The sequence below is a fragment of the Rubellimicrobium roseum genome (assembly GCF_006152145.1).
In the GTDB taxonomy this organism is placed as follows: domain Bacteria; phylum Pseudomonadota; class Alphaproteobacteria; order Rhodobacterales; family Rhodobacteraceae; genus Rubellimicrobium; species Rubellimicrobium roseum.
In genome coordinates this window covers 429,141-454,110 of sequence record NZ_VDFV01000001.1, presented here as the reverse complement: position 1 = coordinate 454,110, position 24,970 = coordinate 429,141, and the positions used below count along the sequence as shown (strand labels likewise).

Here is a 24,970-nt window from a genome sequence, read left to right as displayed (position 1 = left end):
AGGTTGGGGCGCGGGCTCCCGCGCCCAAGGGGTCGTCACGCGCGGCGGCGCGACAGCGCGCCCCAGACCAGCAGGACGATGATCGCGCCCACGACCGAGCCGATCAGGCCCGCGCCGTCGTTGGGCCCGTACCAGCCCAGCGCCTGACCGATGAAGGTCGCCACAAAGGCGCCCACGACCCCCAGAAGCATCGTCACGATGATGCCGCCGCCCTGCCGCCCTGGCAGGAGCAGCTTGGCGATCGCGCCGGCGATCAGTCCGATGATGAGGGTCCCGATGAAGCTCATGCCCGTCTCCCGCTGTTGATGTCGGCCCGACGGCCGCGCAAACGCTCGCCTCCGGCGCCGCCCCGGGGGCGACGACGGATGCCTTCTCAATGTGGAACGGACTTCTGAGTTCCCCGGCCCGGCGCGCCCGGACGGCTGGAACCCGCCCAGGAAGGGGACGTTGCGCCCCCGACAGGATCGCAGAAAGGAACGACCCATGCCGCGTCCCCGCCTCGGCCTCCTCGCCGCCCTGATTCTCCTTCCCGCCGCCGCGCTGGCGCAGGAGGACGACCGCGACCCCACCGACGAGGAGCGCGCGCGCATCGAGGCCGCCCTCCAGGCCGAGGGCTTCACGGCCTGGGACGACATCGAACTCGACGACGGGCTGTGGGAGGTCGAGGACGCGGTGGCCGCCGACGGCCAGGACTACGACCTCCGCCTCGACGACTCGCTCGCCATCGTCGCGCGCGACCCCGACGACTGACCGCGCACGAAAAAGGGCGCGGACCCCCTGGTCCGCGCCCCCATGAACGTACCGATGCCCTCGGGCTCAGTTGACGGCCTTGGCCTCGACGAGGTTGGCGTCCTGCGGAACGGCCTTCGCGATCTCGATGCGGCGGGGCTTCAGGGCCTCCGGCACTTCCTTCACGAGGTCGATGTGCAGCATGCCGTCCACATGGCTCGCGCCCGTCACGCGGACGTGGTCGGCCAGATGGAAGCGGCGCTCGAAGGCGCGGGTCGCGATGCCGCGGTGCAGGAACTTGCGCTCGGCCGCGTCGTCCGCCTTGCGGGCGGTCACGATCAGGGCGTTCTCGCGGACCTCGGCGGACAGCTCGTCCGAGGAGAAGCCGGCCACGGCGATCGAGATGCGCCAGCCGCCGTCGGCGAGCTTCTCGATGTTGTAGGGCGGGTAGTTGGTCGTGGACACATCCTGGGTCAGCAGGCGGTCCATCAGGTCGGCGATCTGGTCGAAGCCGACGGTGGCCCGATAGAGCGGGGCAAGATCAAAGCTGCGCATGGTCATCCTCGAAAGCGATAACGGTGGAGCCATCCCCTTCGGGGGACTGGCCTTTCTGCCCGGGGCCCATGCGGTGGCGCCCCGGTGACCGTTATCTGGGAAGCCCGCGCGCGGCCTTCAAGAGCCTCCTGCGCTGACGAAGCGCGCCCCGATCACCGCCCGCTCGCCCACCCCCACGGTGCGGGCCGAGGTGCTGGCCGACAGCTCCGCCGCGCCGAAGGCCGCGCGCAGTTCCGCCAGCGGCTCGGTCAGCGAGGTGCCCAGGGCGACCCGCTGTCCGTCCAGTTCCCCCTTGGCGGAGACGACCGACACGATGCGCGCGATCGATCCGTCCATGCGGAAGATCGGCGCGCCCGAGGCGCCGTGGTCCACGTCGCAGGTCAGGACGAAGACGCCGCGCTCCTGCCCCAGAACGCCGCAGGCGTCCTCGCGCGACGGCGCCTCGGCCCGGCCCAGCGCGTAGGAGACGACGCTCACCTCTTCGCCCGGCCCCGCCTCGGGCGCGGTCTCGAAGGGGATAACGCCCGCCTCGCCGATGGGCTGGGCCAGGCGCACGAGCGCGAGGTCGTTGCGGCTTTCCGCGGCACCCGCCTGCGGGTCGAAGCGGTAGGCGGGGTGGGGCATGGCCTGGGTGGCGATCCGTGTCGCAGCCGACTCGCCGTGGCGGAAGCCCGCGCGGAACTCGATGCGCGAGGGGTCCACCCGCTGGCGCGTCGCCTTGTCATACAGGCAATGCGCCGCCGTCAGCACGAGGTCGGGCGCGATCAGCGAGCCGGTGCAGAAGCCCTTGCCCCCGATGTCGAGCCGCCCCACGGCCTCCCAGGGGGCCGCCTCCGAGGCGTTCGAGAGGCTGTGAAGCCTCGTCTCCTGGGCCGCCGCCGGCACTGCCAGCGCGAGCGCCAGCAGTGCCCCTGCCCAACGCATGCGTTTCTCTCCGCTGTCCCTTGCGAAGAGCCTTACGCAGCATTCTGGGCCAAACTAGGGCCGGTTCCCTCCACTGTCACATTTCTGTCGAGTGTTGCGGGACGGGGACCCCCATAGGCCCAATCCAGCAGCTCGACCGTATGCAAAACGGGCACATTGGTTTTCCCGCCGATCTGCATGAGGCAGCCGATGTTGCCGGCGGCGATCACGTCGGGCTTCACGGCCTCCAGCGTGGCGGCCTTGCGCTGTCCCAATTCCCCTGCGATTGCAGGCTGCAGGATGTTGTAGGTCCCCGCCGACCCGCAGCAGAGATGCAAATCGCGCGGCTGCGCCACCGTGAAGCCCGCGCGCTTCAACAGCCCGATGGGCTCCACCTTCACCCGCTGCCCGTGCTGGAGCGAGCAGGCCGAATGATAGGCCACGCGGAGTCCCTGGTCGGGCAGCTCCGGCAGGTCGAGCCGCGCCAGCACCTCGGTCACGTCGCGCGCGAGCGCCGCCATCGCCTGCGCGGCCTCCGCGTCTGGCGTCTCGGCCAGCAGGTGCCCCCAGTCCTTGACCGTGGTCCCGCAGCCCGAGGCGGTGACGAAGATGGCGTCCAGCGGCTCCCGCGCGTGCTCGGCCGCAAAGGCGCGGACGTTGGCGCGGGCCTTGGCCTTCGCGTCGTCCTCCTGCCCCATGTGGTGCGTCAGCGCCCCGCAGCAGCCCTGGCCGCGCGGGATGACGATCTCGGCCCCCATCCGCTGCATCAGCCGGATCGCCGCCTCGTTGATCCCCGGATTGAGCGCCCGCTGCGCGCAGCCCGTGAGCAACCCCACGCGCAGCCGCTTCTCGCCCCGCGCCGGATGGGTCTGCGGGTCCTCGGCCCGGCTGACCGGGGGGATCTGCCGTGGCGCCATCCGCACCATCGCCCGCAGCCGCGCGTCGGGAAGGAGGCCCGCGAAGGGGCGCACGACCTTGGCCCCCAGAAGCGCCAGCCGGAACCGGGTGGGGGAGGGGAGCACGAAGGCCAGCACCCGCCGCAGCAGCCGGTCCGACAGGGGCCGCCGGTAGCGCGCCTCGATATAGGCCCGCGCGTGGTCCACGAGATGCCGGTAATGCACGCCCGAGGGGCAGGTCGTCATGCAGGCGAGGCAGGACAGGCAGCGGTCGATGTGCTTGACCGTCGCCGGATCGGGGTCGCGCCCCGATTCCAGCATCTCCTTCATGAGGTAGATGCGGCCGCGGGGGCTATCCAGTTCGTCCCCCAGCACCTGATAGGTGGGGCAGGTGGCCGTGCAGAACCCGCAATGGACGCAGGTCCGCAGGATCTTGTTGGCCTCGGCGGTCCCCGGGTCGGCCAGCTGCTCGGGCGTGAAGAAGGTCTGCATCGGGTCACCTGAAGGGGCGGCGTCAGGCCGCCCGCGCCTCGCTGAGGCCGGGGTTGAACAGGCCGCGCGGGTCGAACCGCTCGCGCAGCCGCCGCGACAGCATCGTCACGGCGGGCGCCTCGGGCGGAAGCGTCCCCAGCGCCGCGCGCGTTGCCGGGGCCGCCCGCACCAGCACGGCGCGCGGCCCAAAGGACCCGAGCCGCCCGCGCAGGTCGGTCCCCTCCGGGACCAGCACCCAAGCGCGCCCGCCGCCCCAGTCGAGCCGTTGCGCCCCGCCCGCAAGAGCCAAGGCCTGCGGCATCTCCGAGGGCCGCACCGACAGCCGCCACACGTCGCCGGGCCGCGTCGCGAAGTCCGTCACGTCGCGGATCGCCGCCCAGGGGCCGGGACCCTCCTCGACCTCGGCCGTCCCCCAGGCCTTCAGCAGCTTCGCCAGCCGCTCGGCCCGCACCGCCACCGCCTGCGCGAAGCCCTCCAGCCGCAGCCGCGTCACGCCCGACGCCGCGTCCTGCGCCGCCCCTGTCACCTCGAAAGGCGAGCCCAGCGCGGCCGACATGCAGGCCACCGCCTTCGCGGGGTCATGCCCCCCGAAGGCCAGCGTCAGCGTCGCCTCGGGCGCGGGCAGCACCTTCAGCGCCACCTCGGTGACGACGCCCAGCGTCCCGTGGCTCCCGGCCAGCAGCCGCGCAAGGTCGAGCCCGGTGACGTTCTTCATCACCCGCCCGCCGTTCGACACGACCATGCCCGTGCCGTCCACGAAGCGCATCCCGAGCAGGAAATCCCGCGCCGCTCCCGCCTGCACCCGTCGCGGGCCCGAGGCGTTGGTGGCGATCACGCCGCCCAGCGTCGGCTCGCCGGCCGTCCCCAGCAGCGCCCGCAGGTCCATGGGCTCGAAGGCGAGCCGCTGCCCCCCCTCGGCCAGCACCCGCTCGACCTCCGCGACGGGCGTCCCCGCCTTGGCCACCAGCGTCAGCGACCCGGGCTCGTAGAGGTCGATCCCCGCGATCCCCGCCACCGTCAGCGGCTCGCCCTCCGCCCTCGGCCCCCGCGTGAACCCGCCGCCCACGGCCAGCGGCCCGCGCGCGGCGCGGATCATGTCTGCCAGCTCGGCCTCGCTTGTGGGCCTCAGCATCCCTGGCCTTTCTCTGGCTTCCAGTATCCTCGGGGGGTGAGGCCGTCAGGCCGAGGGGGGCAAACAGCCCCCCTTGCAACGCCGGTGCTCACGCCGCCGCCCTCCGCCCGGCGCTGACGTGCAGCGGGAAGACCTTGGCCGGGTTCAGCAGCCAGCCCGGGTCGAAGGCGTCCTTCACTCGCATCTGCGCCTCCAGGTCCTCCGGGCGGAACTGGTCCGTCATCAGGTCGCGCTTCTCCACGCCCACGCCATGCTCGCCGGTCAGGCAGCCGCCCATCTCGACGCAAAGCCGCAGGATGTCGAAGCCCAGCGCCTCGGCCTTGTGCAGCCCGTCCGCCGAGTTGGCGTCGAACAGGATCAGCGGGTGCATGTTGCCATCGCCCGCGTGGAAGACGTTCGCCACCCGCAGCCCGTAGGAGTCCGCCAGCTCTCCGATCCGCCCCAGCACCGGCCCCAGTTGCGACACCGGAATCGTCCCATCCAGGCAGATGTAGTCGCCCATCTGCCCCATGGCGCCGAAGGCCGACTTGCGCCCCAGCCAGATCCGCGCGGCCTCGGACGAATCCCTCGCCTCGCGGATCTCCATCGGCTGGAACCCCCGCGCGATCTCGGCGATGCGGCGAAGCTGGTCCGCGATCTCCGCCTCGGAGCCCTCGACCTCGACGATCAGCAGCGCCTCGCAGTCGGGATAGCCCGCCTTGGCGAAGGCCTCGCAGGCCTCGATGCAGGGGCGGTCCATGAACTCGATGGCCACGGGCACGAGCCCCGCCCGGATCACGGCCGCCACGCATTCCCCGGCCGTCTCGTTGCGGTCGAAGGCGATCAGCACCGGCCGCGCCCCCTCGGGCCGGGGCAGGATGCGCAGCCAGGCCTCGGTCACGACGCCCAGTTGCCCTTCGGATCCGCAGACGGCGGCCAGCAGATCGAGCCCCAGCGCCTCGCCCTCGGGACCCCCAAGCTGCACCACGGTCCCGTCCATCAGCACCATGGTCACGCCCAGAAGGTTGTTGGTCGTGACCCCGTATTTCAGGCAATGCGCGCCCCCGGAGTTCATCGCGATATTCCCCGCGATGGCGCAGGCCAGTTGCGACGACGGGTCGGGCGCGTAGAAGAAGCCCTCGGCCTCCACCTCGGCGCTCACCGACAGGTTGGTGCGCCCCGTCTCCACCCGGATGAAGCGGTCCTCGTAGGAAACCTCCAGCACCCGCGTCAGCCGCGCCACCCCCAGCACCACCGCGTCCGCCGTGGGCAGCGACCCGCCCGCGAGCGAGGTCCCCGCGCCGCGCGGCACCACCGGCACGCCCTCGGCGTGGCAGACCCGCAGCACCGCCGCGACCTCCTCGGTGGAGCGCGGCAGCACCACGCAGAGCGGCGGGCAGCGGTAGGCGGTCAGGGCATCGCATTCATAGGCGCGCGTCTCGGCGGGGTCGTCGATCACGCCCTCGGGCAGCACCGCGCGCAGCCGCGCCACGATGGCCTCCTTGCGGGCCAGGATCGCGGCGTTCGGAACCGGCATCTCCATCTGGGGCCTCCCCTCCAAGGCTTTCCGTGCATAGGACGCGCGCCCCCTCGCTGGCAAGTGACGCGGACGTGACCTAGGCTCGCGCCATGCTCGACGCCCTTCTCCCGCCCGCGCTCCGCGCCGCGCTCGGTCCCGCCGACGCCGTCGCCCTGGCCCTCCTCGTCCTCGCCTGGGCGGGCATCGGCTGGGCGACCGAGAACCCGCCCCGCTCGCGCCCCACGGTCACGGTCCTGATGGGCGAGGTGCGGCGCGAATGGATGCGCCAGTTCGTGGGCCGCGAGAACCGCATCTTCGACGCCCAGATCATCGCGAGCCTCCGGCAGGGCACGGCCTTCTTCGCCTCGACCTCCATCCTCGCGGTGGGCGGCGTGCTGGCGCTGATCGGCAACGTCGCCCCGCTCACCGGCCTCGCGGCCGAGATCGGGCAGGAGACCGACGCCCTTCTCTGGCAGGTCCGGCTGCTGCCCGCGGCCGTCCTGCTCACCCACGCCTTCCTCAAGTTCGTCTGGGCCAACCGGCTCTTCGGCTACGCCTCGGTGACCATGGCGGCGGTGCCCGACGACGCGAGCCATCCCCGCGCCATGCCGCGGGCCATGCGCGCGGCCGAGCTCATCATCCGCGCGGCGCTCAACTTCAACCGGGGCCTGCGCTCGATGTACTTCTCGCTGGCCTCCCTCGCCTGGCTCATCGGGCCGCTGCCGCTGGCGCTGGCCTCGGTGCTGGTCGCGGGCTTCCTCGCGGTGCGCGAATTCGCCTCGGTCCCCCGCGACATCCTCGACCACCACTGAGGGGGGCTAGCGCCGCCCCTCGCGCAGCCAGGCCCCCAGGACCAGCAGGGCCGACAGCAGCAGGAAGGCCCAGGACGGCAGCAGCGGCGTCACGGTGATGTCCGCCGTGGCATAGGCCTCGCGCGGGGTGATCCCGATCCAGCCGCGCCCCACGGCGGGCCGCCCCTCGCGCACGTCGCGCAGGGCGGGCAGGCCTTCCTCGATCCGCACGACGCCGCCGTTGGTGGGCTCGACCACCGGCGCCAGGACCTCGGCCGTGGCGATGGTCTGCTCGAACTCGCGCGGCGCGGCGGGCCCCAGCGCGATGACCGTCTCCTCCACCCCATCCGTCAGGCGGTACAGCCCGATCTCCGGCGCCTCCCACAGGATCTCCCACCGCCCGGGCGAGACCTCCTCCAGCTCCACCACCGTCTCCGTCCCATCGGGCGCGGTGATGGTGACGGGCGGGACCTCCTCGCCCAGCGTCCGGCGGATGATGCGCATGGTCTGCCCCGCGGGCTCGACCCAGAGCGCCTCCTCCTCCAGCTCCGGCTCCTTCATCAGCCAATGGGCGAGCCGGCGCAGCAGCTCGAGCTGCGGCCCGCCGCCCTCGAAGCCCCGGTCCCAGAGCCACGAATGATCGGTCGCGAGCAGCGCCGCGCGCCCCTCGCCCACGCGCTGCAGCAGCAGCAGCGGCCGCCCCTCGGGCCCCTCCATCACGCCCGTCGCCTCGGGCGAGGGCGTCACGTCGATCAGCCGGAACCAGCGGCCCCAGCCGGGCGTGCCGTCCTCGGCCGTGGGCTGGGGCGCCAGATCCTCCAGCCCTTCCGTCACCGGATGGCGCTGCCCCAGCTCGCTCAGGCGCGGCACGAAGCCGTCCTCCACCACCCGCGCGGTCGGCGCGCCGGGCAGCACCTCGCCCAGCGGCGAGCGATGGACCGACTCGGCGCTGGCATATTCGGGCCCGCCCGCCACCAGCACCGCGCCGCCGTTCTCCACGTAGTTGGCGACGTTCAGGAGGTATTCGTTGGGCAGGATGCCCTGCCGCCGGTAGCGGTCGAAGATCACCAGGTCGAAGTCCTGCAGCTTCTCCACGAACAGCTCGTAGGTCGGGAAGGCGATCAGCGACAGCTCCTCGACCGGCACGCCGTCCTGCTTCTCGGGCGGCCGCAGGATGGTGAAATGCACCAGGTCCACGCTCGCGTCCGACTTCAGCAGGTTGCGCCAGGTCCGCTCGCCCGGATGCGGCTCGCCCGACACCAGCAGCACCCGCAGCCGGTCGCGCACGCCGTTGATCTGGATGACGGCGGCGTTGTTGCGGTCCGTGAGCTCCCCCTCGGCGGCGGGCGTCTCGAACTGGAGAATGTTCATTCCCCCATGCGGCAGCACGAAGGGCAGCTCCATGTCCTCGTTCACCGGCACGTCGAAGCGCATGGGCGCGCCGCCGTCCACGGCGATGGTCAGCGGCGCGGTGGCGGCGCCGGGCGCGGCCCCCTGGTCCTCGACCCGCACGGTCAGCGTCAGCTCCTCGTCCAGGATGCCGAAGGCCGGGGCGTTCCGCACCACCACCCGCCGGTCCCAGTCGGCCTCGCGCCCCGTGAGCAGCGTGTGGAGCGGCGCGGGCAGCGAGGGCGCGGCCTCCGGGTCGTGCACCCGCCCGTCGGTGATGAGAACCGCCCCCGCGAGCCGCCCCTGCGGCTCCTCGGCCAAGGCCTCGGCCAGCGCGCCCAGCACCAGGGACCCGCCATCGCCCTCGTCGTCGCCCACGCGCACGACGCGCAGCTCGGTGTTCTCGCGGCCCGCGACCTCGGCTTCCAGATGCGCCAGCGCCTGCGCGCTCTGCTCGGCCCGGTCGGACACGCGCTGCGAGGCGCTCTCGTCCACCACGGCCACCACGATGTCGGTCAGCGGCTCGCGCTCCTCGTCCTGCAGGGACGGGTTGAGCAGCGCCAGCAGCAGCGCGATCCCCGCCAGCCCCCGCAGCCACCAGCCCGACAGCCGGCGGAACGCGGCCAGGATCACCGCCACGTCGAACAGGATCACCGCGATCCAGATCGCGGGCCAGGGCAGGAGCGGGTCGAAGACGATCTGGTCAAAGGTCATGTCACGCCCGTCCCATCAACTTGGCCCAAATACGCATTCCGCCGGTTCCGCCCGACCTACTGCCCGAGCCGCTCGAGCAGCGCCGGCACGTGCACCTGGTCGCTCTTATAGTTCCCCGTCAGCACGTGCATGACGAGGTTGACGCCGAAGCGGTGGGCGAACTCGCGCTGCTCCTCGCCCGCCATCCCCCGCCCGATGCGCAGGAGCGGCGCGCCGCCCTCGTCCACGGCCCAGGCCGAGGCCCAGTCGTTGCCGCCGATCACCACCGGCGTCACCCCGTCGTTGAGGTCGCGGAAGGGCATCCCCTCGGCCAGCGCCGCGTCGGGGGGCGAGGCCTCGACCCAGATCTCCGGCTCGTTGAAGCGGCCGGGGAACTCCTGCAGCAGGTAGAAGGTCCGGGTCAGCACGTGGTCCTGCGGGATGGGCTCCAGCGCCGGGACATCGAGCCCCCGCGCGATGGCCTGCAACCGCTGCCCCTCGGGCGTGGCGGTGCCGAAGCCCCCCAGGTCCGCGTCGCGCGTGTCGAACAGGATCATGCCCCCGGTGGCAAGGTAGCGGTTCAGCTTCTCGTAGGCCTCGCGCGACGGGATCGGCATCTCCGCCGTCACCGGCCAGTAGAGCAGGGGAAAGAACGACAGCTCGTCGGTCTCGACGTCCACGCCCATGGGCGCGGCGGGCTCGATGGCCGTCCGCTGCCACAGCGTGTTGGACAGGCCCCGCAGCCCCGCCTCGGCGATCTCGTCCACGCGCGGGTCGCCCGTCAGCACATGCGCCAGCACCACCTGCTCGGTCGCGGCCAGCGCGAAGTCCTCGTCCACCGGCTCGGCCTCGGGCTCCTCCGCCGCCGGCGCGGCGTCCTGCGCCGCCCCCGGCTGGGGCCAGCCCACGAGAAGCAGCCCCGCCAGCGCCGCCGCGACGCCCGCGCGCGGTCCCCGCAGCCGCCCCGACAGCGCCAGCGAGGCCAGCACGTCCACCAGCAGGAGCATCATCGCCAGCGCCAGCAGCGCCCCCTTGAGCGGCAGCTCCCGCGCCGCCTCCAGCCCTTCGACGCGCACCGAATCCGGCCAGCGCGCGGGCTCCAGCACCGTGCCGTCATTCACCACGTTCACCGCGATCCTCCGGTCCTCGCCGGCGTAAAGCCCCGGCCGCAGGTCCGGCCCCAGGATGCCTTCCGCCAGCCGCTCGCCCGGCACGCCCGGCTGGGTGTCCAGCGCCACCAGCTCGCCCTGCGCGTCCAGCGCCGCCTCGGGCACCCAGACCGTGCCCTCCAGCTCGGCGGCCTCCGGCTCGGCCCCGCCCGAGGACACCGCCAGCCGGTCCATCATGCTCACGAACAGGCCCGACAGCGGCAGGCTCGACCATTCGGCGTTGGCCGTGACGTGGAACAGCACGACCTGCCCCGCGCCCAGCGCCTTGCGCGTCACCAGGGGCGTGCCGTCCTGCAACTGCGCCACCGCCCGCTCGGCCAGCGTCGGGTCGGGCTGCGCCACGACCTGCGCGTTCACCGTCACGTCCGGCGGAATCGACAGCCCGAAGAAGGGCGACTCCTCCGCGAAGGGCGCCAGCGCCTTGGGCTCGCCCCAGCTCATCGCGCCGCCCACGGCCCGCCCGCCCGCGCGCAGCCGCACTGGCAAGAGCGGGTCCTCCTCGGTCCGCGCGAGATCGGACGCGGCCAGCCGAGGCCCCGCGAAGCGCAGGAGCAAGCCCCCGTTCTCGACCCACTCGGTCAGGTCGGCGGCCTCGCCCTCGGGGATCTGCGCCACGTCGGCCAGCACGATCACGTCCGGATTGGCCAGCAGCACGTCCGGCAGCGGCCCCTCGACCAGATCGGCGTTGGGCGCCAGGGCCTCGCGCAGGTAGTGCAGCGGATCGAGCAGCTCCAACTGCTCCCGCTCGCCCGCGCCCATCACCAGCCCCACCTCGCGCCGCCGCAGCGCGTCGTCGGTCAGCGCCACGGCGGCGGCCGACCTCGCGCCCGGCAGCTCGAAGCGCGTCACGCGGTTGCGCAGCTCGGCCGGAAGCTCCAGCGCCACCTCGGCCTCGCCCGACCCGGCCTCGAAGTCCAGCGTCGCGGTCGCCAGCTCCCGCTCGATCCCCGCCGGGTCCGTGCCCACGGCGGCCACGGGCACCTCCAGCGCGGGCCCGGTCGGCGTGCGAATGGCCGACAGCACGATGGCCCCCTCCTCCCAGCGCGGCGGGCGCAGCGCAAAGATCCGGCGCGGCGCCTGCACGACCGTGACGCTGCCCTTGTCCTCCAGCACCCGCAGCAGGTCCTCGCGCCCCTCGCGCGCCAGCCCGTCCGCGATCCAGACCGTGTCGAAGCCGCCCTCGACGCCCTCCAGCGCCTCGGCCCAGGCCGCGTCGGCCTCCGCCGTGGGCTGCCAGGGTTCCGGCGACAGGTTCGGCAGGCCCGTGATGGCCGCCGCGGCGTCCGTGAAGGCCGGCGCGCCCGTGGGCTCGGCCGTCAGCGTCGCCACCGCCGCCGTGCGCCCGTTGCGCCCGGCCTCGTCCAGCAGCGCCTCGGCCCAGTCCATCCGCGCCGGCCAGTCGCGCGCGTCGGCCCAGGTCCCGTCCAGCAGCACCAGCACCGGCCCGGACCCGGCCCTCTCCTCGCGCGGGTTCAGGATCGGTCCCGCAAAGCCCAGGATCACCGCCGCCACCGCCAGCACCCGGATCAGCATCAGCCACCAGGGCGTGCGGTCGGCCTGGCTCTCGCGGTCCTCCAGGCCCAGCAGCAGCGCCACGCCCGGGAACCGCCGCCGGATCGGCGCGGGCGGCACCGCCCGCAGGATGAGCCACAGGATCGGCAGCGCCGCCAGCGCCACCAGCAGCCAGGGGGCGGTGAAGCCCAGGGGTCCGATCGTCCACATCAGGCGCGCCGCTCCAGGGCCGTGTGCAGCCACAGGAGGGCGCCCGTCGCCGCCTCGTCCGTGTGGTGGGTGGAGAACATCCAGCCCGTCGCGCGGGCGAGATCCCGCAGCCGCGCCTTCCGCTCGGCCAGCCGCTCCAGGTAGCGCCCGCGCAGCTCCCCGGCTTTCAGCGTCTCATGGCGGAAGGTGCCGCCCATGCTCTCGAAGATGGTCCGGCCCTCGAAGGGAAAGGCCTCCTCCTGCGGGTCCAGCACCTGCAGCATCGCGCCCTTGATCCCCCGGTCGGCGGCCTCGGCCACCGCGCGCAGGGTGGGGGCGGGGTCGCCCAGGAAGTCTGACACGAAGAGCGCGCGCGACCGCGCGGGCATCCCCGTGGTGTCCGGCGCCACGTAGTCCTCGGCCTGGTCCGTGCCCAGCGCCATCGCCAGCCGGTCCAGCATCATCGGCCCCCGGCGCGGCGGCAGCCCATCCTGCCCGCCCAGACCCACCCGCTCGCCCCCGCGCACCAGCAGGATGGCGCAGGCCAGCGCCAGGACGCGCGCCCGGTGCCCCTTGGCCGGAAGCTGCGGGGTCGAGGCGAAGCCCATGGCCCGCCCCCGGTCCACCCAGACCATGACGGTCTGCGCGGTCTGCCACTCCTTGTCCTGCACGAAGGCCGTGTCCGCGCGCCCCGACCGCCGCCAGTCGATCATCCGGGCGTCGTCCCCCGCCTGCGCCGGCCGGTACTGCCAGAAGTTCGCGCCCATGCCCGCCCGCCGGCGCCCGTGCTCGCCCAGGATCACGGTCGCCGCCAGATGCTGCGCCTCGGCCATCAGCGGGGGCAGGGGGGCGGCCTGCGCCTCGGCCTCGGCCCGCAGCCGGGCGGGGGCCTCGCTCACGCCGCGACCTCGACGCGCGTCGTGTCCGTGGCAACCCGCTCGATCAGGTCCGTCAGCCGCGTCCCCTGCGCCCGCGCGGCAAAGGTCAGCGCCATCCGGTGCTCCAGCACCGGCACCGCGAGCCGGGCCACGTCCTCGGGCGAGGGCGCGAGCCGCCCCGTCAGCAGCGCCTCGGCCCTGACCGCCAGCATCAGCGCCTGCGCCGCGCGCGGCCCCGGCCCCCAGGCCACGTTCTCGTTCACATAGGCGGGCGCCTCGGGCCCCGGACGGCAGACGCGCACGAGGTCGAGGATCATCTCCACGATGCCTTCGCCCACCGGCATCCGCCGCAGCAGCGACTGGGCCTGCAGCAGCTCCCCGCCGTTGAACACCGGCTCGGCCCGCGCCTCCTCGGCCCCGGTCGTGGCCAGCAGGATATCCCGCTCGGTCGCGCGCGTGGGGTAGGGCACGTCGATCTGCACCAGGAAGCGGTCGAGCTGTGCCTCGGGCAGGGGATACGTCCCCTCCTGCTCGATGGGGTTCTGCGTCGCCAGCACGTGGAACGGCACGCCCAGAGGGCGGTGCTGCCCCGCGATGGTCACCTCGCGCTCCTGCATGGCCTGCAGCAGCGCCGACTGCGTGCGGGGAGAGGCGCGGTTGATCTCGTCCGCCATAAGGAGCTGGCAGAAGATCGGCCCCGGGATGAACCGGAACGCCCGGCTCCCGTCCGCCCCCGTCTCCAGAACCTCCGACCCCAGGATGTCCGCCGGCATCAGGTCAGGCGTGAACTGGATGCGCCCGCCCTGCAGCCCCATGACGGTCGCCAGCGTGTCCACCAGCCGCGTCTTGCCCAGCCCCGGCAGCCCCACGAGCAGCGCGTGCCCCCCGCACAAAAGCGCCGTCAGGGTCAGGTCCACCACGCGCTCCTGCCCGATGAAGCGGCGCGCGATGCTGGTCCGCGCCAGCGCCAGCCGCTCCTCGAGGGCCTCGATGCGCGCGACCAGATCCCCGTCCACCATGACAACGCTCCCCTGCGGCCCTATGCTTCTGGCGATAGTGGTAGAGCGCACCCCCCCGATGGGAAAGACAAACAAGAGTGAGAGCGATAACGGCGGGCCTCGCTCCGCCGAGAGCCTGCTGCAGGCGGCGCAGAGCGCATCCCGCAAGGGCCCGCCCCCCGTGCACCTGTGGAACCCGCCGCATTGCGGCGACATCGACATGCGGATCGCCCGCGACGGGACGTGGTTCTACCTCGGCACGCCCATCGGCCGGCCCGCGATGGTGCGCCTGTTCTCGTCCATCCTCCGCAAGGACCCCGAGGGCTACGTCCTCGTGACGCCGGTCGAAAAGGTTGGCATCACCGTCGACGACGCCCCCTTCGTGGCGCAGGACGTGGAGCCCCGCGACGGCGCGCTGGTGTTCCGCACCAACGTGGACGAGGAGGTGACGGCCGGCCCCGCCCACCCCCTCCGCGTGGAGCGCGACGCGCAGACCGGCGAGCCCTCCCCCTACCTCCACGTCCGCGCCGACCTCTGGGCGCTGATCGACCGCAAGACCTTCTACCGCCTCGTGGACCTGGGCGACGTGCACCCGCACGACGGCGAGGACTGGTTCGGCGTGACCTCGCAGGGCGCCTTCTTCCCGATCATCCCGGCGGCCGATTTGGACGAGGCCGGAGCCTAGCCGCCTCTCGGCCGCGATCTAGCTGCGCCACAGGGGAAGGCTCCGCCAGCGAACGGACCCATTCTCCCCGGACGGCCCGACCGGGCCGGGCCAGGACCAGGGACAAGGACCAGCATGACCCGGATGAACCTCCGCGCCCTCGCCGCGACGATCGCGCTCGCGGTCGCGCCCATGGCAGCCACCGCGGCGACCCTCGGCCCCGCCGATCAGGCCGGGCACCGCAGCCTGATCGACGGCTACGCCTCGGCCGGCGGTCAGGCCCGTCTCTCCTATTACGTCCAGAGCGGCGATGCCTCGCAACTCGTAGCCAACGGCCGGAACGAGATCGGCGTCGGCGCGGGCTCCGCCCTCAACGGACAGAACGGCGACAGGGTGAGGGAGCGCTTCACCCTGACCAACCAATCGGCCGAGCCAATGGAGATCCGCCTGGGCGCCGGGATCGGCACCGGAGCCGACCTGGATCTCGAGATCCTCTGGTGGGAGCCTTGGTGGTACCAAGGATTCCCTTACCAGATCCGGGGCGACCTGTCGGCCCACGTCAGCCTCAGCATAGAGATCGTCGGCGGCAGCGCGCGGTCGGACTATTACGAGGACGTCCCGGGAAGCCGGTCGTGGTCCAGTGTGAGCTACTTCAGCGGCGTTTCGCTGCGCTTGCCCTGCGGCGGCGCGGGCACTGACTGCCGCTACAACCAGAACGACAACGGCGACGTCATTGAGTCCGGCCTTCTTGCCCTCGCCCCCGGGGCCTCGCAGGACTTCCTCCTGTCCGGCGCGGCCAGCAGCGAGAGCTTCGCCTACGTCGCCGCCGTGCCGCTCCCGGCGGGGGGCCTTCTGCTGGCGGGGGCCCTCGGCGGCCTGGGCCTCCTGCAGCGGCGCAGGGCCGCCTGACCGGGCCGCGCCTTCGGACGGCCGTTCCCGGCCGTCCCCTCACCTCTGCGCCACCACCACGCCCACCGCCACCACCGCCGCGCCCAGCGCCTGCGCCCAGGACCACTCGCCCCCCAGCGCCACCAGGATCAGCATCACGTAGAAGGGCGCGATGTTGAAGTGAAAGCTCGACAGCGCCACGCCGATCCGGCGCACGGCGCCGATGAACAGGATCTGCGTCACCGCGATGGCCCCCATCCCGTAGACCGCCAAGAGCCCCAGGTCGCGCGCGCCGAAGGCGTCGGGCGGCAGCGACGCGCGTCCCGTCAGGGCCATCGCGGCGAACAGCGCCCCCGTCGCCAGCCCGCCGCCCATCGCCGTCACCGTCGTCTGCGCGATCACCGACTGCCCCGGCAACCGCCGCACCGCCTCGTGGCTCGCCCAGGAATACAGCAGGCACGACGCCACGGTCAGGGCCGCGCCGAACAGCAGGTTCCCGCCGCTCCCGCCGCCCTCGGCCGTCGCGATCACCCCGCCCAGCACCGAGGCCCCGAGCCCCAGCAGGAACGACCCCGACAGCCGCCGCCGCTCCAGCGCCCACTCGACCACCGCCGCGCAGAGCGGCGAGGCCGAGGCGATCACCGCCACCGTCACCGGGTCCGTCACCGCCAGCGCCCAGATCAGCGTCACCGCCGCGCCGCCAAAGCCCACCGCGCCCAGGATCAGCCCCGGCGCCCAGCGGAACCCCTTGGGCACGCCCTCGGTCAGCAGCCACAGCGGCACCAGCAGCAAGAGCCCCATGGCGAAGCGCCCCGCCGCCGCCGCGACCGGGTCCCAGGTGGCTAGCAGGCCCTCCGCCGCCGGAAAGCCCGCCGCCCAGACCAGCGTCGAGCCGGCAGCCAGGAGATTCCCGCCCAGCCGGTCCGGGGCGGGCAGGGACGGGGTCGAGGTGACGGTCATGGAACGGGCTCCTGGCACACGGGCCCGCCGGAGCTAGCATGGGCCGCCGCGCCGGGGAGAGGCCGCGCGCGTCATCGACTGTCGCGTCCGCGACCTCGCCCCCGGTGGCGGCGCCCGCCGCGCCACGCTAGGACGGGCCGAACCCCGAAGGACCCCCATGCCCCGCTTCTGCGCGAACCTGAGCTGGCTCTTCCCCGAGCTCTCCTTCCTCGACCGCTTCGCGGCGGCGCGCGCGGCGGGCTTCGGGGCCGTCGAGGTGCTCTTTCCCTACGACCATCCCGCGCCGCGCATCCTCGAACGGCTCGACGCCACCGGCCTGCCGCTCGCGCTCATCAACGGGCCGCCCCCCAACTACACGGACGGGCCGCGCGGCTTCGCGGCCCTTCCGGGGGGCGAGGTGCGCTTCCGCACCGACTTCCGCCGCGCCGCCCGCGTGGCCGCCACGCTCGGCGCGCGGCACCTCCACCTGATGGCCGGCGCCGCCGAGGGGCCCGAGGCCCGCGCGACCTATGTCGCCAACCTCGCCTGGGCCGCGGCGGCTGCGCCGGACCTGTCGCTCACCATCGAGCCCATCAACCGCCACGACATGCCGGGCTACTTCCTCGCCGACTTCGGCCTCGCCGCCGAGATCCTGGCCGAGGTCGCCGCCCCCAACCTCCGCCTCCAGTTCGACGCCTACCACGCGCACCGGATCACCGGCGACGTGCCCGGCACCTGGGACCGGGTGCGCCCCCTCGTGGCCCATGTGCAGGTCGCGGGCCACCCCGGCCGCCACGAGCCCGACCGGGGCGAGATCGACTATCCCGCCTTGTTCGACCGCCTCGACGCCGACGGCTACGCCGGCTGGGTCGGCGCCGAGTACCAGCCGCGCGGGCGGACCGAGGACGGGCTCGGGTGGATGCGGGGGTAGGGGTCCGGCCCATCGCGTCATCCGGATCGCGCTCCCTGCCTCGGCCCACCCGCCGGGTTCCGCACGTTCCGCGATTGCCTGGGGCCGGTCCGGGGCGATAGGCTCGTCCTGCCAGGAGATTGGAGAGCGCCGATGGGTTCGGATGAGGCATTCGAAAGAGCTGTGGCCGTCATCGCCGACGCTCCTCCGCGACGGGACCTCAGTGCCGCCCTCGACCGACTTCCTGTTTCGGCTGACGCCAAGGCGCTCCTTCATGACCTCGCCAAGGTGACCTTCACGATCGGCCGGCAGGTCCTGGCGATCGGCCGCAAGATCGTGGCCTTTGCCCTGAGCTTGGCGAAGACCTTCCCCAACACGATCTTCGGGATCATCCTGGGCGTGGTGGTCACAATGCTCGTGGGGTCCATTCCCCTCGTTGGGGCCCTCTTGGCCTCAATGGTCGGACCCTTGCTCCTGGCATTCGGGATCACCATGGGGGCGATCAACGACATGCGCAGCGGTGCGATCGGTGCCTGTGTCGCCGAACTTCAGGACGCGCTGCGTGGCCTTCCTCGGACGGTGTGACCATGGACGAGACCAGCCTGGCCGGATTCGACGGCCTCGAGCGCGTCGTGGCCGACGACCTCCGCTTCAAGCTCCGGCTTGGCATCGGTGACGAGGCCTATGCCAGCATCAAGCTGGGCAAGCGCCTTTACAAGCTTTGGGACGTAGGTGGGGTGGCTGCCACGGGTGGGGCGGTTGCGGCCTCCGCTCCAGTGGCCACGACCTTCTTCGCGGGCAGCGGTGTCCTCTCGGCCCTGGGTCTGGGCGCGGCGGCCGTGACCCCGGTGGGCTGGGTCGCCGCCGCTGCCGTGGCCACCGGCGGGGCCTATTACGGCGTGACCCGGCTCCTGAGTTCCTATTCGGGATCCCGGGTGCAGGTCATCCCCACCTTCATCAACACGCCCATCGACGAACTGGGCATGAGCCTGCTCGATCTCATGGGCACGTTGGCGGTGAAGCTTGCCGAGATCGACGGGCGCTTCGACGCGGAGGAGCGCGCGGCCATCAGGGACTACTTCGTCAAGGACTGGGGCTACGACCCGGCCTATGTGGCGAGCGCCCTCGACCTTCTGGCCGCGAATTCGGGGAAACAGAGCCTCAGGGAGGCCACGGCTGCTCTGGCCCGGTTCAAGCGTTCCAACCCGGACTGCAATTACGCCGCCATGCATGCGGAACTGGTCGGCTTCCTGCGCGAGGTGGCCGAGGCCGACGGCACCCTGGACGAACGCGAGGAGATGGCGATCGAAAAGGTCGATGCCGTGCTGGCCGAGGCAGGGGGGCTGGGCCAGACGGTGCGGGAGGCTGCGTCCCTGCCCGGCCGCGCGCTAGGCCTCATCACGGGTTTGGTGCGAAGGAAGGGCAGACCCGAGTGAGGACCCGCGCGGGTCCGGCGGACGCAGCCCGTCCCGCCGGACGCCTGCCGTGCCGGGATCAGGTGCGCTCGGAACGCCCCCTCACCCCTCCGCCCGGCTCACCAGCAGCTTGTCGATCCGCCGCCCGTCGAGGTCCATGACCTCGAATCGCCAGCCCTCGGCCTCCACGGTGTCGCCCAGCTGCGGCAGGCGGTGGAGCTGGTTCAGCACCAGCCCCGCCACCGTCTCGTAGTCCCCCGCGAGGTCGCGCGGCAGCGACAGGCGCTCGCAGAACTCGTCCGCCGCCATCCAGCCCGACACGAGGAAGCTGCCGTCCTCGCGCTCGTGGAAGGCGGGCTCGTCCACGGCGGCCTCGCGGAAGGCCCCGGTGATCGCCTCCAGGATGTCGCCGGTGGTGACGATCCCCTGGAAGCTGCCGTATTCGTCGTAGACCAGCCCCATGTGGTTCCGGGCGTTCCGCAGGATCTGGATCACCGACAGCGCGTCCGCGCTCTCGAAGATGACGGGCACCTCGCGCATCAGGCGGCGCAGGTCCAGCAGCTCCCCGCGTGACAGCGCCGCGAAGGCGTCCACGACGTACAGGACGCCCAGCACCTCGTCGGTCTCGGGGTCCTGCACCGGCAGGCGCGGGCGCCCCGAGACGCGGATCGCCTCCAGCACCGCCTCGGGGCTCGCGTCCACGCGCAGCATCTCCACGTCGCGGCGCGGCGTCATGAGGCCCCGGGCCGAGCGGTCGGCGAGCCGCATGACCCCCGACAGCATCTCGCTCTCGGCGCGCTCGATCACGCCGTCCTGGTGCGCCTCGGTCAGGATGCCGCGCACCTCCTCCTCGGTGACGCCCGACCGCTCGTCGCCGCCCTGTCCCAGGAGGTGCAGCACCCCTTGACCCGAGGTGTCGAGGACCCAGACCACGGGCGAGGCCACGCGGCTCACCACCGCCATGATGGGCGCCACCCGTCGCGCCACGCCTTCGGGGTTCTTCAGGGCGATCTGCTTGGGGACCAGCTCCCCCATGATGAGCGACAGGTAGGTCAGCAGGACCACGACCCCGCCGACCCCCAGCGTGTTGGCCATCTCCGGGTCCAGGCCCCGCGCCGTCAGGAAGGCCGCGAAGCGCACGCCCAGCGTCGCCCCCGAGAAGGCCCCCGACAGCACGCCGACCAGCGTGATGCCGATCTGCACGGTGGACAGGAACCGCCCCGGATCGGCGGCAAGGTCCAGCACCGTCTGCGCGGCGCGGTCCCCTCCCTCGGCCAGGGGCCGCAGCCGCGCGGGCCGGGCCGAGACGATGGCGAGCTCCGACAGGGCCAGCGCCCCGTTGAGCAGGATGAGCACGACGACGATGAGAACTTCCGTCAGCACGGCGCGGTGTCCGGCGGGCAGGGGGGGCGTGGCAGCTTGGGCCTCGGATGGTGGCGCCCGGCCAGCGATGCCGGGCCACCCGACAATTATGGCCCTCCCGCCCGGGGGGCAAGCGTCACGGCTCCTGCAGGCGCCAGGACGCCCAGATGCCCAGCGCCCCCGCCGCGGCGAAGGCGGCCGAGCCCCAGTGCGCCCCCGCCCCCCAGCCCGCCATCAGCCAGCCGAATCCCGCCATGGCCGCCACCGACATCCCCTGCTGGAGCACGACGAACAGCCCCTGCGCCTCGGCGGCGATGTCCTCGTGCGTCCAGTTGGCGATGAACTGCACGCAGGCCAGGAACCCCATCGCATAGGTCAGCCCGTGGGTCGCCTGCAGCAGCCACAGCCAGGGCAGCCCCGGCGCCTGCGCCATCGCGACCCAGCGCAGCACGCTCAGCACCGCCGAGGCCAGCATCAGGTCGCGCGCCCGCCACCCCCGGAACAGCCGCCCGTAGAGGAAGAAGACCAGCGTCTCCGATGCCGCCCCCAGCGCGATCAGCAGGCCCACGGTCCCCAGGCCGATCCCCTGCGCCTGCCACAAGAGCCCCTGGAAGGTGTTGATGAGCAGGTGCGTCGCATAGACCGCCGCCCAGCCCACCAGCGGCAGCAGGAACCAGGGCTTCATCACCTCGCGCATCCGCCGCGCGCCCGGCGCGGGCGGCGTCCCCTCGGGGGCGCGAAAGCGCGGCAGCCCCAGTGCGGCCAGCGCCTTCAGCCCCGCGAGCCCCACCAGCAGCGGCACGTAGGCTCCCTGGCCCAGCGCTTCCATCACCCAGCCCGCCCCCATCAGCACCACGAGGTAGCCGATGGTGCCCCAGGCGCGCAGGGGCCCGAAGGCCGTCCCGCGCCGCGCCGTCAGCCGCATCGTCGCCGCGTCCAGCACGGGGATGGTGGCCATGTGCGGCAGCCCCGCCAGCGTCCAGACCAGCAGGATGCCCCAGAAGCCCTCGGCGGCGAAGAAGCCCAGCGGCGCCAGCGCCGCCAGCCAGGACGCCGCCACGATCACGCCCCGCCAGTCCGCCGCCCGGTCCGCCAGCCGCCCCACCAGCCAGTTGAGCAGCAGCATGAACCCCAGCGGCACGGCGTTGACCGCGCCGATCTCGTCCGGGCTCAGGCCCTGCCGGGCCATCCAGACGCCGGAATAGACGGCGCTCAGCGCGCCGCCCATGAACAGGGTCGAGTAATAGAACGCCGTCCGCGCCTCGGGCGAGAGGTCGCGGGGCCGGGAGATCGCGGTCATGGGAATCGTCCGATTCGGCTCGCGACCCCAGACCTACAGGGGCGCGGGCCCGGACTCCACGGGGGATCGCCTCAGACGGTCGTGGCCCCGAAGCGCCGCTCGTACTGCTGCTCCAGGATCGCCCCCACCACGCGCTCGGCGGTCAGCGCCATGTCCGCCTCCTCGACCGAGGACAGCTGCCGCGGCCGGGAATCGATCAGGCAGAACGAGCCCAGCCGCACGCCGTCCAGATAGATGAGCGGCGCCCCCGCATAGAAGCGGATGTAGGGCGCGCCCGCCACCAGCGGATTGGCCGCGAAGCGGGGGTCCCGCGTCGCGTCGGGCACCACGAGCACCGCGTCGCCCCGGATCGTGTGGTCGCAGAAGGCCACCGTGCGGGACGTCTCGCGCAGGTCGGTCCCGGCGGCGGCCTTGAAGACCTGCCGGTCGGCGTCGACCAGCGTCACCAGCGCGACCTCCACGTCGAAGTAGCTCCGCGCCCGCTCGCACAGCTCGTCAAGCTCGGGCAGGGGGCCGTCATCCAGAAGGCCCGACTCCCGAAGGATATGAAGCCTGTGCGCTTCGCCTTGATCCGTCACGTCCAGCACCACCCGCTCCCTCGTCGACAGCACCATGTCGCCCGCCGCCCTCTATGGCGAAAGTGTGGCTATTTCGAGGCCAAACGTTATCCCTGCGGCGCGATGCCGCCGACCCGGGACGGGCTCGGCCTCCGTCCGCGCTCCTGTCTCGACAGGTCTACTCCCTGGGCCAACCCCCTGCGAAGCGAGCCGGTTCCCGGCGCCACGTCGACCCGGCGCGACTGTGGCCCCGGGGCCTCGATTCCCGGTGCGGGGGGTGTTGCGCGAAGCGGGGGAGGACCGTTCGGTGCTGTCAGACCTCGTTAACCTCTGGCGCGCATCCTGGGGGCAAGTCACCGCTGCCCGGATGCCCCCATGGACCCCGACGCCCTCCTGCGCGACCCCTCGCGCCTGTCCTTTGCCCGCCGCCAGCCGCTCCTGGCGCTGCACGCGCGCCTCGCCCTCCTGGCCCAGGGCCGCCCCGAGGCGCGCGCGCTCGCGGCCCGCGCCTTCCTCGCCGCGCTGGCGCTCGCCGCCTCGCCCGCCACCGACGAGGCGCTCGCGAACGGGGCCCGCCACGAGCTGTCGCGCTTCACGCACGACCTGCTGTCGCTCGACTGGAACAGCTACCGCATGGAGCCCGAGGCCCCGTTCCTGCCCGGCTGGGCCCGCCGCGCCGCGCTCGACGCCGCCCTCCCGCCCGAGCACCGCCGCGACCGCCCGCTGCCCCGGCCAAGGGCGGACCAGCCGGCGCAGGGGCAGGGCCCCCGTTGCCCGTCAGACCTGGGTGCAGATGTACTTCATCTCCAGGTAGTCCTCGATCCCGTGGCGCGATCCCTCGCGCCCCAGGCCCGACTGCTTGACCCCGCCGAAGGGCGCGACCTCCGTGCTGATGATCCCGGTGTTCACGCCGACCATCCCGTATTCCAGCGCCTCCTGCACCCGGATCACCCGGCTCAGGTCGCGGGCGTAGAAGTAGCAGGCGAGCCCGAAGATCGTGTCGTTGGCCTGCGCGATCACATCGGCCTCGTCCTCGAAGCGGAACAGCGGCGCGAAGGGCCCGAAGGTCTCCTCCTTGGCGACCAGCATCTCGGGCGTGGCCCCCGTGACGATGGTGGGCTCGAAGAACTGCCCGCCCAAGGGGTGCCCGTGGCCTCCGGTCAGGACCTTCGCCCCCTTGGCGACGGCGTCCTCGATGTGCTCCCTGACCTTGTCGGCGGCCTTGGGCTCGATCAGCGGCCCGAGGTCGGTCCCGTCCTCCAGCCCGTCGCCCACCTTCATCCGCCCCACGGCGGCGGCCAGCTTGCCAGCAAAGGCGTCATAGACCCCGGCCTGCACGTAGATGCGGTTGGCGCAGACGCAGGTCTGCCCGTTGTTGCGGAACTTGGATACGATGGCGCCCTGCACCGCGGCGTCAAGGTCGGCGTCGTCGAAGACGATGAAGGGCGCGTTGCCCCCCAGCTCCATCGAGCATTTCATCACCTGGTCGGCAGCCTGCTTCAGGAGGATGCGCCCGACCTCGGTGCTGCCGGTGAAGGTGAGCTTGCGGACCTTGGGGTTCTCGCAGAACTCCTTCCCCGCCTCGCTGGAGGACGTGGTGGTGACGACGCTGAACACGCCCGCCGGCACCCCCGCCTCCTCGGCCAGCTTCGCCATGGCAAGGGCGGACAGCGGCGTGAGCGTCGCGGGGCGCGAGACGAAGCTGCACCCGGCGGCGAGCGCGGGCGCCACCTTCCGCGCGATCATGGCATTGGGAAAGTTCCAAGGCGTGATCCCCGCCGCGACCCCGATGGGCTGCTTGATGACGGTGATGCGCTTGTCGGGCATGTGGCCCGGAATGGTCTCGCCATAGACGCGCTTGGCCTCCTCCGCGAACCACTCGACATAGGCGGCGCCGTAGGCGACCTCGCCCCGGCTCTCGCTCAGCGGCTTGCCCTGCTCGGCGGTCATAAGGACGGCGAGGTCCTCCTGGTGCTCCATCATCAGCTCGTACCAGCGGTGCAGGATCTTCGCCCGCTCCTTGCCGGTCCGGGCCGCCCAGGCCTTCTGGCTGTCATGGGCCGCGTCGATGGCCGCCGCGATCTCGGCCCGCGACAGGTCGGGGATGCGGGCGATCACGTCGCCGCGGGCCGGGTTCCTGACCTCGAAGGTCTTGCCATCCCCCGCCTCGACCCATTGCCCGCCCACGAAGGCCCGCTGGCACAGCAGGTCCGGGCGGCTGAGCATCGAGGTGAGGTCCGTGGTGTGGTCGAGCATGATGGCCTCCGTTACGGTCGCCCTGACACATCACGGCGGGCGCGGGACGTCCAGCCTCCAAGCGACGCAAGGGGAGCGCGAATGGACCTCTCGGACGCCTATGCCAACGCCGCCCACATCCCCGGCGGCCCCGGCTTCCCCGCCCGCTGGGCCGAGGCTGCCGCCGCCTTCCGCGCCGCCCACCCGCCTCAGGAGATCCGCACCGGAGAGGGTGCGCGCGACTGGCTCCACCTCTTCCACCCCGAGGGGGAGCCGCGCGGCCTCGCCGTGATCGTGCATGGCGGCTACTGGATGGCCTTTTCGCCCACGGACTTCTCGCACCTCGCGGCGGGCGCGCTGGCGCGGGGCTGGGCGGTGGCGATGCCCTGCTACCCGCTCTGCCCCGAGGCGACCGTCGGCGGCATCGTCCGGTCCGTCGCCCGCGCCGTCGAGCAGGCCGCCGCCGAGGTGCCCGGTCCCATCGCCCTCGCCGGCCACTCCGCCGGGGCACAGGTCGTGGCCCGGCTGGCCGGGGCGGACGTGGCGCTGGCCCCGCGCGACCGCCTCGCCCGCGTCGTCCCGGTCTCGCCGCTCTCCGACCTCGTCCCGCTCCTGCGGACCGGGATGAACGCGACGCTGGGCCTCGACCTCCACGAAGCGGTTGCCGAAAGTCCTCTCCTGCGCCCCCGGCCTGCCATCCCGGTGACCGTCTGGGTCGGCGAAAGCGAGCGCCCCGCCTTCCGCGACCAGGCGCTCTGGCTGTCCCGCGCCTGGGACGTCCCTCTCGTCGTCGAGCCCGGCCGCCGCCACTTCGACGTGATCGCCGGCTTCGAGGACCCGGCCCATCCGCTCACGCAAGCGGTGGTCGGGTCATGA

General features: G+C 72.9%; 23 protein-coding genes. 8 read left to right on the top strand and 15 right to left on the bottom strand.

Going from position 1 to position 24,970, the window contains the following annotated elements:
- Positions 1 to 35 precede the first annotated feature (35 nt).
- On the bottom strand, positions 36 to 287 hold the full coding sequence (locus FHG71_RS02065; protein ID WP_139079929.1) for a GlsB/YeaQ/YmgE family stress response membrane protein: 252 nt from the start codon (positions 285 to 287) through the stop codon (positions 36 to 38).
- A 196-nt stretch (positions 288 to 483) separates the two neighbouring features.
- On the opposite strand from FHG71_RS02065, the gene FHG71_RS02060 reads away from it, so the two are divergent.
- Positions 484 to 750: a PepSY domain-containing protein gene (locus tag FHG71_RS02060; protein ID WP_139079928.1), complete on the top strand. Its 267-nt coding sequence runs from the start codon at positions 484 to 486 to the stop codon at positions 748 to 750.
- Positions 751 to 816: 66 nt separating this feature from the next.
- On the opposite strand, the gene FHG71_RS02055 is transcribed toward FHG71_RS02060, so the two are convergent.
- The 5 genes from FHG71_RS02055 to FHG71_RS02035 form a co-directional block, all read right to left on the bottom strand.
- Positions 817 to 1,284, bottom strand: coding sequence for an Hsp20 family protein (locus tag FHG71_RS02055; RefSeq protein ID WP_139079927.1), 468 nt, complete (start codon positions 1,282 to 1,284; stop codon positions 817 to 819).
- A 117-nt stretch (positions 1,285 to 1,401) separates the two neighbouring features.
- Positions 1,402 to 2,208, bottom strand: a complete 807-nt coding sequence (locus FHG71_RS02050; protein ID WP_139079926.1) for a trypsin-like serine peptidase — start codon at positions 2,206 to 2,208, stop codon at positions 1,402 to 1,404.
- A gap of 32 nt (positions 2,209 to 2,240) precedes the next feature.
- Positions 2,241 to 3,575: a glycolate oxidase subunit GlcF gene (glcF, locus tag FHG71_RS02045; protein WP_139079925.1), complete on the bottom strand. Its 1,335-nt coding sequence runs from the start codon at positions 3,573 to 3,575 to the stop codon at positions 2,241 to 2,243.
- A 22-nt stretch (positions 3,576 to 3,597) separates the two neighbouring features.
- On the bottom strand, positions 3,598 to 4,704 hold the full coding sequence (locus tag FHG71_RS02040) for an FAD-binding protein (protein WP_139080025.1): 1,107 nt from the start codon (positions 4,702 to 4,704) through the stop codon (positions 3,598 to 3,600).
- A gap of 91 nt (positions 4,705 to 4,795) precedes the next feature.
- Positions 4,796 to 6,229: an FAD-linked oxidase C-terminal domain-containing protein gene (locus FHG71_RS02035; RefSeq protein ID WP_139079924.1), complete on the bottom strand. Its 1,434-nt coding sequence runs from the start codon at positions 6,227 to 6,229 to the stop codon at positions 4,796 to 4,798.
- A gap of 86 nt (positions 6,230 to 6,315) precedes the next feature.
- Between FHG71_RS02035 and FHG71_RS02030 the strand changes: the two genes are divergently transcribed.
- A complete protein-coding gene (locus FHG71_RS02030; protein WP_139079923.1) occupies positions 6,316 to 7,017 on the top strand; it encodes a DUF599 domain-containing protein in 702 nt (233 codons plus the stop codon).
- A gap of 6 nt (positions 7,018 to 7,023) precedes the next feature.
- On the opposite strand, the gene FHG71_RS02025 is transcribed toward FHG71_RS02030, so the two are convergent.
- From FHG71_RS02025 to FHG71_RS02010, 4 genes are read right to left on the bottom strand one after another with little or no spacing between them, the layout of a single operon-like run.
- Entirely contained in the window at positions 7,024 to 9,099 is a 2,076-nt protein-coding gene (locus FHG71_RS02025) for a hypothetical protein (RefSeq protein ID WP_139079922.1), read from the bottom strand.
- Between the two features lie 56 nt (positions 9,100 to 9,155).
- Positions 9,156 to 11,969 carry a DUF4159 domain-containing protein gene (locus FHG71_RS02020; protein ID WP_139079921.1) on the bottom strand — a complete coding sequence of 938 codons (2,814 nt, stop codon included), beginning with the start codon at positions 11,967 to 11,969 and terminating at the stop codon, positions 9,156 to 9,158.
- Positions 11,969 to 12,847 carry a DUF58 domain-containing protein gene (locus tag FHG71_RS02015; RefSeq protein WP_246045301.1) on the bottom strand — a complete coding sequence of 293 codons (879 nt, stop codon included), beginning with the start codon at positions 12,845 to 12,847 and terminating at the stop codon, positions 11,969 to 11,971. The genes FHG71_RS02020 and FHG71_RS02015 overlap by 1 nt, the downstream gene beginning before the upstream one ends.
- Entirely contained in the window at positions 12,844 to 13,845 is a 1,002-nt protein-coding gene (locus FHG71_RS02010) for an AAA family ATPase (protein WP_139079920.1), read from the bottom strand. Before FHG71_RS02010 ends, FHG71_RS02015 begins: the two co-directional genes overlap by 4 nt.
- Positions 13,846 to 13,903: 58 nt before the next feature.
- Here FHG71_RS02010 and FHG71_RS02005 point away from each other — a divergent pair, with 58 nt between their 5' ends.
- Positions 13,904 to 14,509 (top strand): DUF1285 domain-containing protein, encoded by a 606-nt coding sequence (locus FHG71_RS02005; protein WP_139079919.1) that lies wholly within the window; start codon positions 13,904 to 13,906, stop codon positions 14,507 to 14,509.
- Between the two features lie 114 nt (positions 14,510 to 14,623).
- Positions 14,624 to 15,397 (top strand): VPLPA-CTERM sorting domain-containing protein, encoded by a 774-nt coding sequence (locus FHG71_RS02000; protein WP_139079918.1) that lies wholly within the window; start codon positions 14,624 to 14,626, stop codon positions 15,395 to 15,397.
- A gap of 39 nt (positions 15,398 to 15,436) precedes the next feature.
- On the opposite strand, the gene FHG71_RS01995 is transcribed toward FHG71_RS02000, so the two are convergent.
- The gene (locus tag FHG71_RS01995) at positions 15,437 to 16,336 is read right to left on the bottom strand and encodes a DMT family transporter (RefSeq protein ID WP_139079917.1); all 900 of its coding nucleotides are present in this window, start codon (positions 16,334 to 16,336) and stop codon (positions 15,437 to 15,439) included.
- Between the two features lie 157 nt (positions 16,337 to 16,493).
- Here FHG71_RS01995 and FHG71_RS01990 point away from each other — a divergent pair, with 157 nt between their 5' ends.
- From FHG71_RS01990 to FHG71_RS01980, 3 genes are all read left to right on the top strand, one after another.
- Positions 16,494 to 17,246: a hydroxypyruvate isomerase family protein gene (locus FHG71_RS01990; protein ID WP_139079916.1), complete on the top strand. Its 753-nt coding sequence runs from the start codon at positions 16,494 to 16,496 to the stop codon at positions 17,244 to 17,246.
- Positions 17,247 to 17,408: 162 nt separating this feature from the next.
- On the top strand, positions 17,409 to 17,810 hold the full coding sequence (locus tag FHG71_RS01985) for a hypothetical protein (RefSeq protein ID WP_139079915.1): 402 nt from the start codon (positions 17,409 to 17,411) through the stop codon (positions 17,808 to 17,810).
- A 2-nt stretch (positions 17,811 to 17,812) separates the two neighbouring features.
- On the top strand, positions 17,813 to 18,661 hold the full coding sequence (locus FHG71_RS01980) for a TerB family tellurite resistance protein (RefSeq protein ID WP_139079914.1): 849 nt from the start codon (positions 17,813 to 17,815) through the stop codon (positions 18,659 to 18,661).
- Between the two features lie 81 nt (positions 18,662 to 18,742).
- Here the strand turns inward: FHG71_RS01980 and FHG71_RS01975 are convergent, their stop codons facing one another.
- The 4 genes from FHG71_RS01975 to FHG71_RS01960 form a co-directional block, all read right to left on the bottom strand.
- Complete coding sequence (locus FHG71_RS01975) at positions 18,743 to 20,023, bottom strand: hemolysin family protein (protein ID WP_139079913.1); 1,281 nt, start codon at positions 20,021 to 20,023, stop codon at positions 18,743 to 18,745.
- A 115-nt stretch (positions 20,024 to 20,138) separates the two neighbouring features.
- Entirely contained in the window at positions 20,139 to 21,302 is a 1,164-nt protein-coding gene (locus FHG71_RS01970; protein WP_139079912.1) for an MFS transporter, read from the bottom strand.
- 71 nt (positions 21,303 to 21,373) lie between these two features.
- Positions 21,374 to 21,916, bottom strand: coding sequence for a GAF domain-containing protein (locus FHG71_RS01965; RefSeq protein ID WP_139079911.1), 543 nt, complete (start codon positions 21,914 to 21,916; stop codon positions 21,374 to 21,376).
- A gap of 720 nt (positions 21,917 to 22,636) precedes the next feature.
- Entirely contained in the window at positions 22,637 to 24,115 is a 1,479-nt protein-coding gene (locus FHG71_RS01960) for an NAD-dependent succinate-semialdehyde dehydrogenase (RefSeq protein WP_139079910.1), read from the bottom strand.
- Positions 24,116 to 24,196: 81 nt separating this feature from the next.
- Between FHG71_RS01960 and FHG71_RS01955 the strand changes: the two genes are divergently transcribed.
- Positions 24,197 to 24,970: an alpha/beta hydrolase gene (locus FHG71_RS01955; protein WP_139079909.1), complete on the top strand. Its 774-nt coding sequence runs from the start codon at positions 24,197 to 24,199 to the stop codon at positions 24,968 to 24,970.

Coding starts and splice junctions, on each gene's coding strand:
- FHG71_RS02065 (WP_139079929.1), bottom strand. CDS start 287: ATGAGCTTCATCGGGACCCTCATCATCGGACTGATCGCCGGCGCGATC.
- FHG71_RS02060 (WP_139079928.1), top strand. CDS start 484: ATGCCGCGTCCCCGCCTCGGCCTCCTCGCCGCCCTGATTCTCCTTCCC.
- FHG71_RS02055 (WP_139079927.1), bottom strand. CDS start 1,284: ATGCGCAGCTTTGATCTTGCCCCGCTCTATCGGGCCACCGTCGGCTTC.
- FHG71_RS02050 (WP_139079926.1), bottom strand. CDS start 2,208: ATGCGTTGGGCAGGGGCACTGCTGGCGCTCGCGCTGGCAGTGCCGGCG.
- glcF (WP_139079925.1), bottom strand. CDS start 3,575: ATGCAGACCTTCTTCACGCCCGAGCAGCTGGCCGACCCGGGGACCGCC.
- FHG71_RS02035 (WP_139079924.1), bottom strand. CDS start 6,229: ATGGAGATGCCGGTTCCGAACGCCGCGATCCTGGCCCGCAAGGAGGCC.
- FHG71_RS02030 (WP_139079923.1), top strand. CDS start 6,316: ATGCTCGACGCCCTTCTCCCGCCCGCGCTCCGCGCCGCGCTCGGTCCC.
- FHG71_RS02025 (WP_139079922.1), bottom strand. CDS start 9,099: ATGACCTTTGACCAGATCGTCTTCGACCCGCTCCTGCCCTGGCCCGCG.
- FHG71_RS02020 (WP_139079921.1), bottom strand. CDS start 11,969: ATGTGGACGATCGGACCCCTGGGCTTCACCGCCCCCTGGCTGCTGGTG.
- FHG71_RS02010 (WP_139079920.1), bottom strand. CDS start 13,845: ATGGTGGACGGGGATCTGGTCGCGCGCATCGAGGCCCTCGAGGAGCGG.
- FHG71_RS02005 (WP_139079919.1), top strand. CDS start 13,904: ATGGGAAAGACAAACAAGAGTGAGAGCGATAACGGCGGGCCTCGCTCC.
- FHG71_RS02000 (WP_139079918.1), top strand. CDS start 14,624: ATGACCCGGATGAACCTCCGCGCCCTCGCCGCGACGATCGCGCTCGCG.
- FHG71_RS01995 (WP_139079917.1), bottom strand. CDS start 16,336: ATGACCGTCACCTCGACCCCGTCCCTGCCCGCCCCGGACCGGCTGGGC.
- FHG71_RS01990 (WP_139079916.1), top strand. CDS start 16,494: ATGCCCCGCTTCTGCGCGAACCTGAGCTGGCTCTTCCCCGAGCTCTCC.
- FHG71_RS01980 (WP_139079914.1), top strand. CDS start 17,813: ATGGACGAGACCAGCCTGGCCGGATTCGACGGCCTCGAGCGCGTCGTG.
- FHG71_RS01970 (WP_139079912.1), bottom strand. CDS start 21,302: ATGACCGCGATCTCCCGGCCCCGCGACCTCTCGCCCGAGGCGCGGACG.
- FHG71_RS01965 (WP_139079911.1), bottom strand. CDS start 21,916: ATGGTGCTGTCGACGAGGGAGCGGGTGGTGCTGGACGTGACGGATCAA.
- FHG71_RS01960 (WP_139079910.1), bottom strand. CDS start 24,115: ATGCTCGACCACACCACGGACCTCACCTCGATGCTCAGCCGCCCGGAC.
- FHG71_RS01955 (WP_139079909.1), top strand. CDS start 24,197: ATGGACCTCTCGGACGCCTATGCCAACGCCGCCCACATCCCCGGCGGC.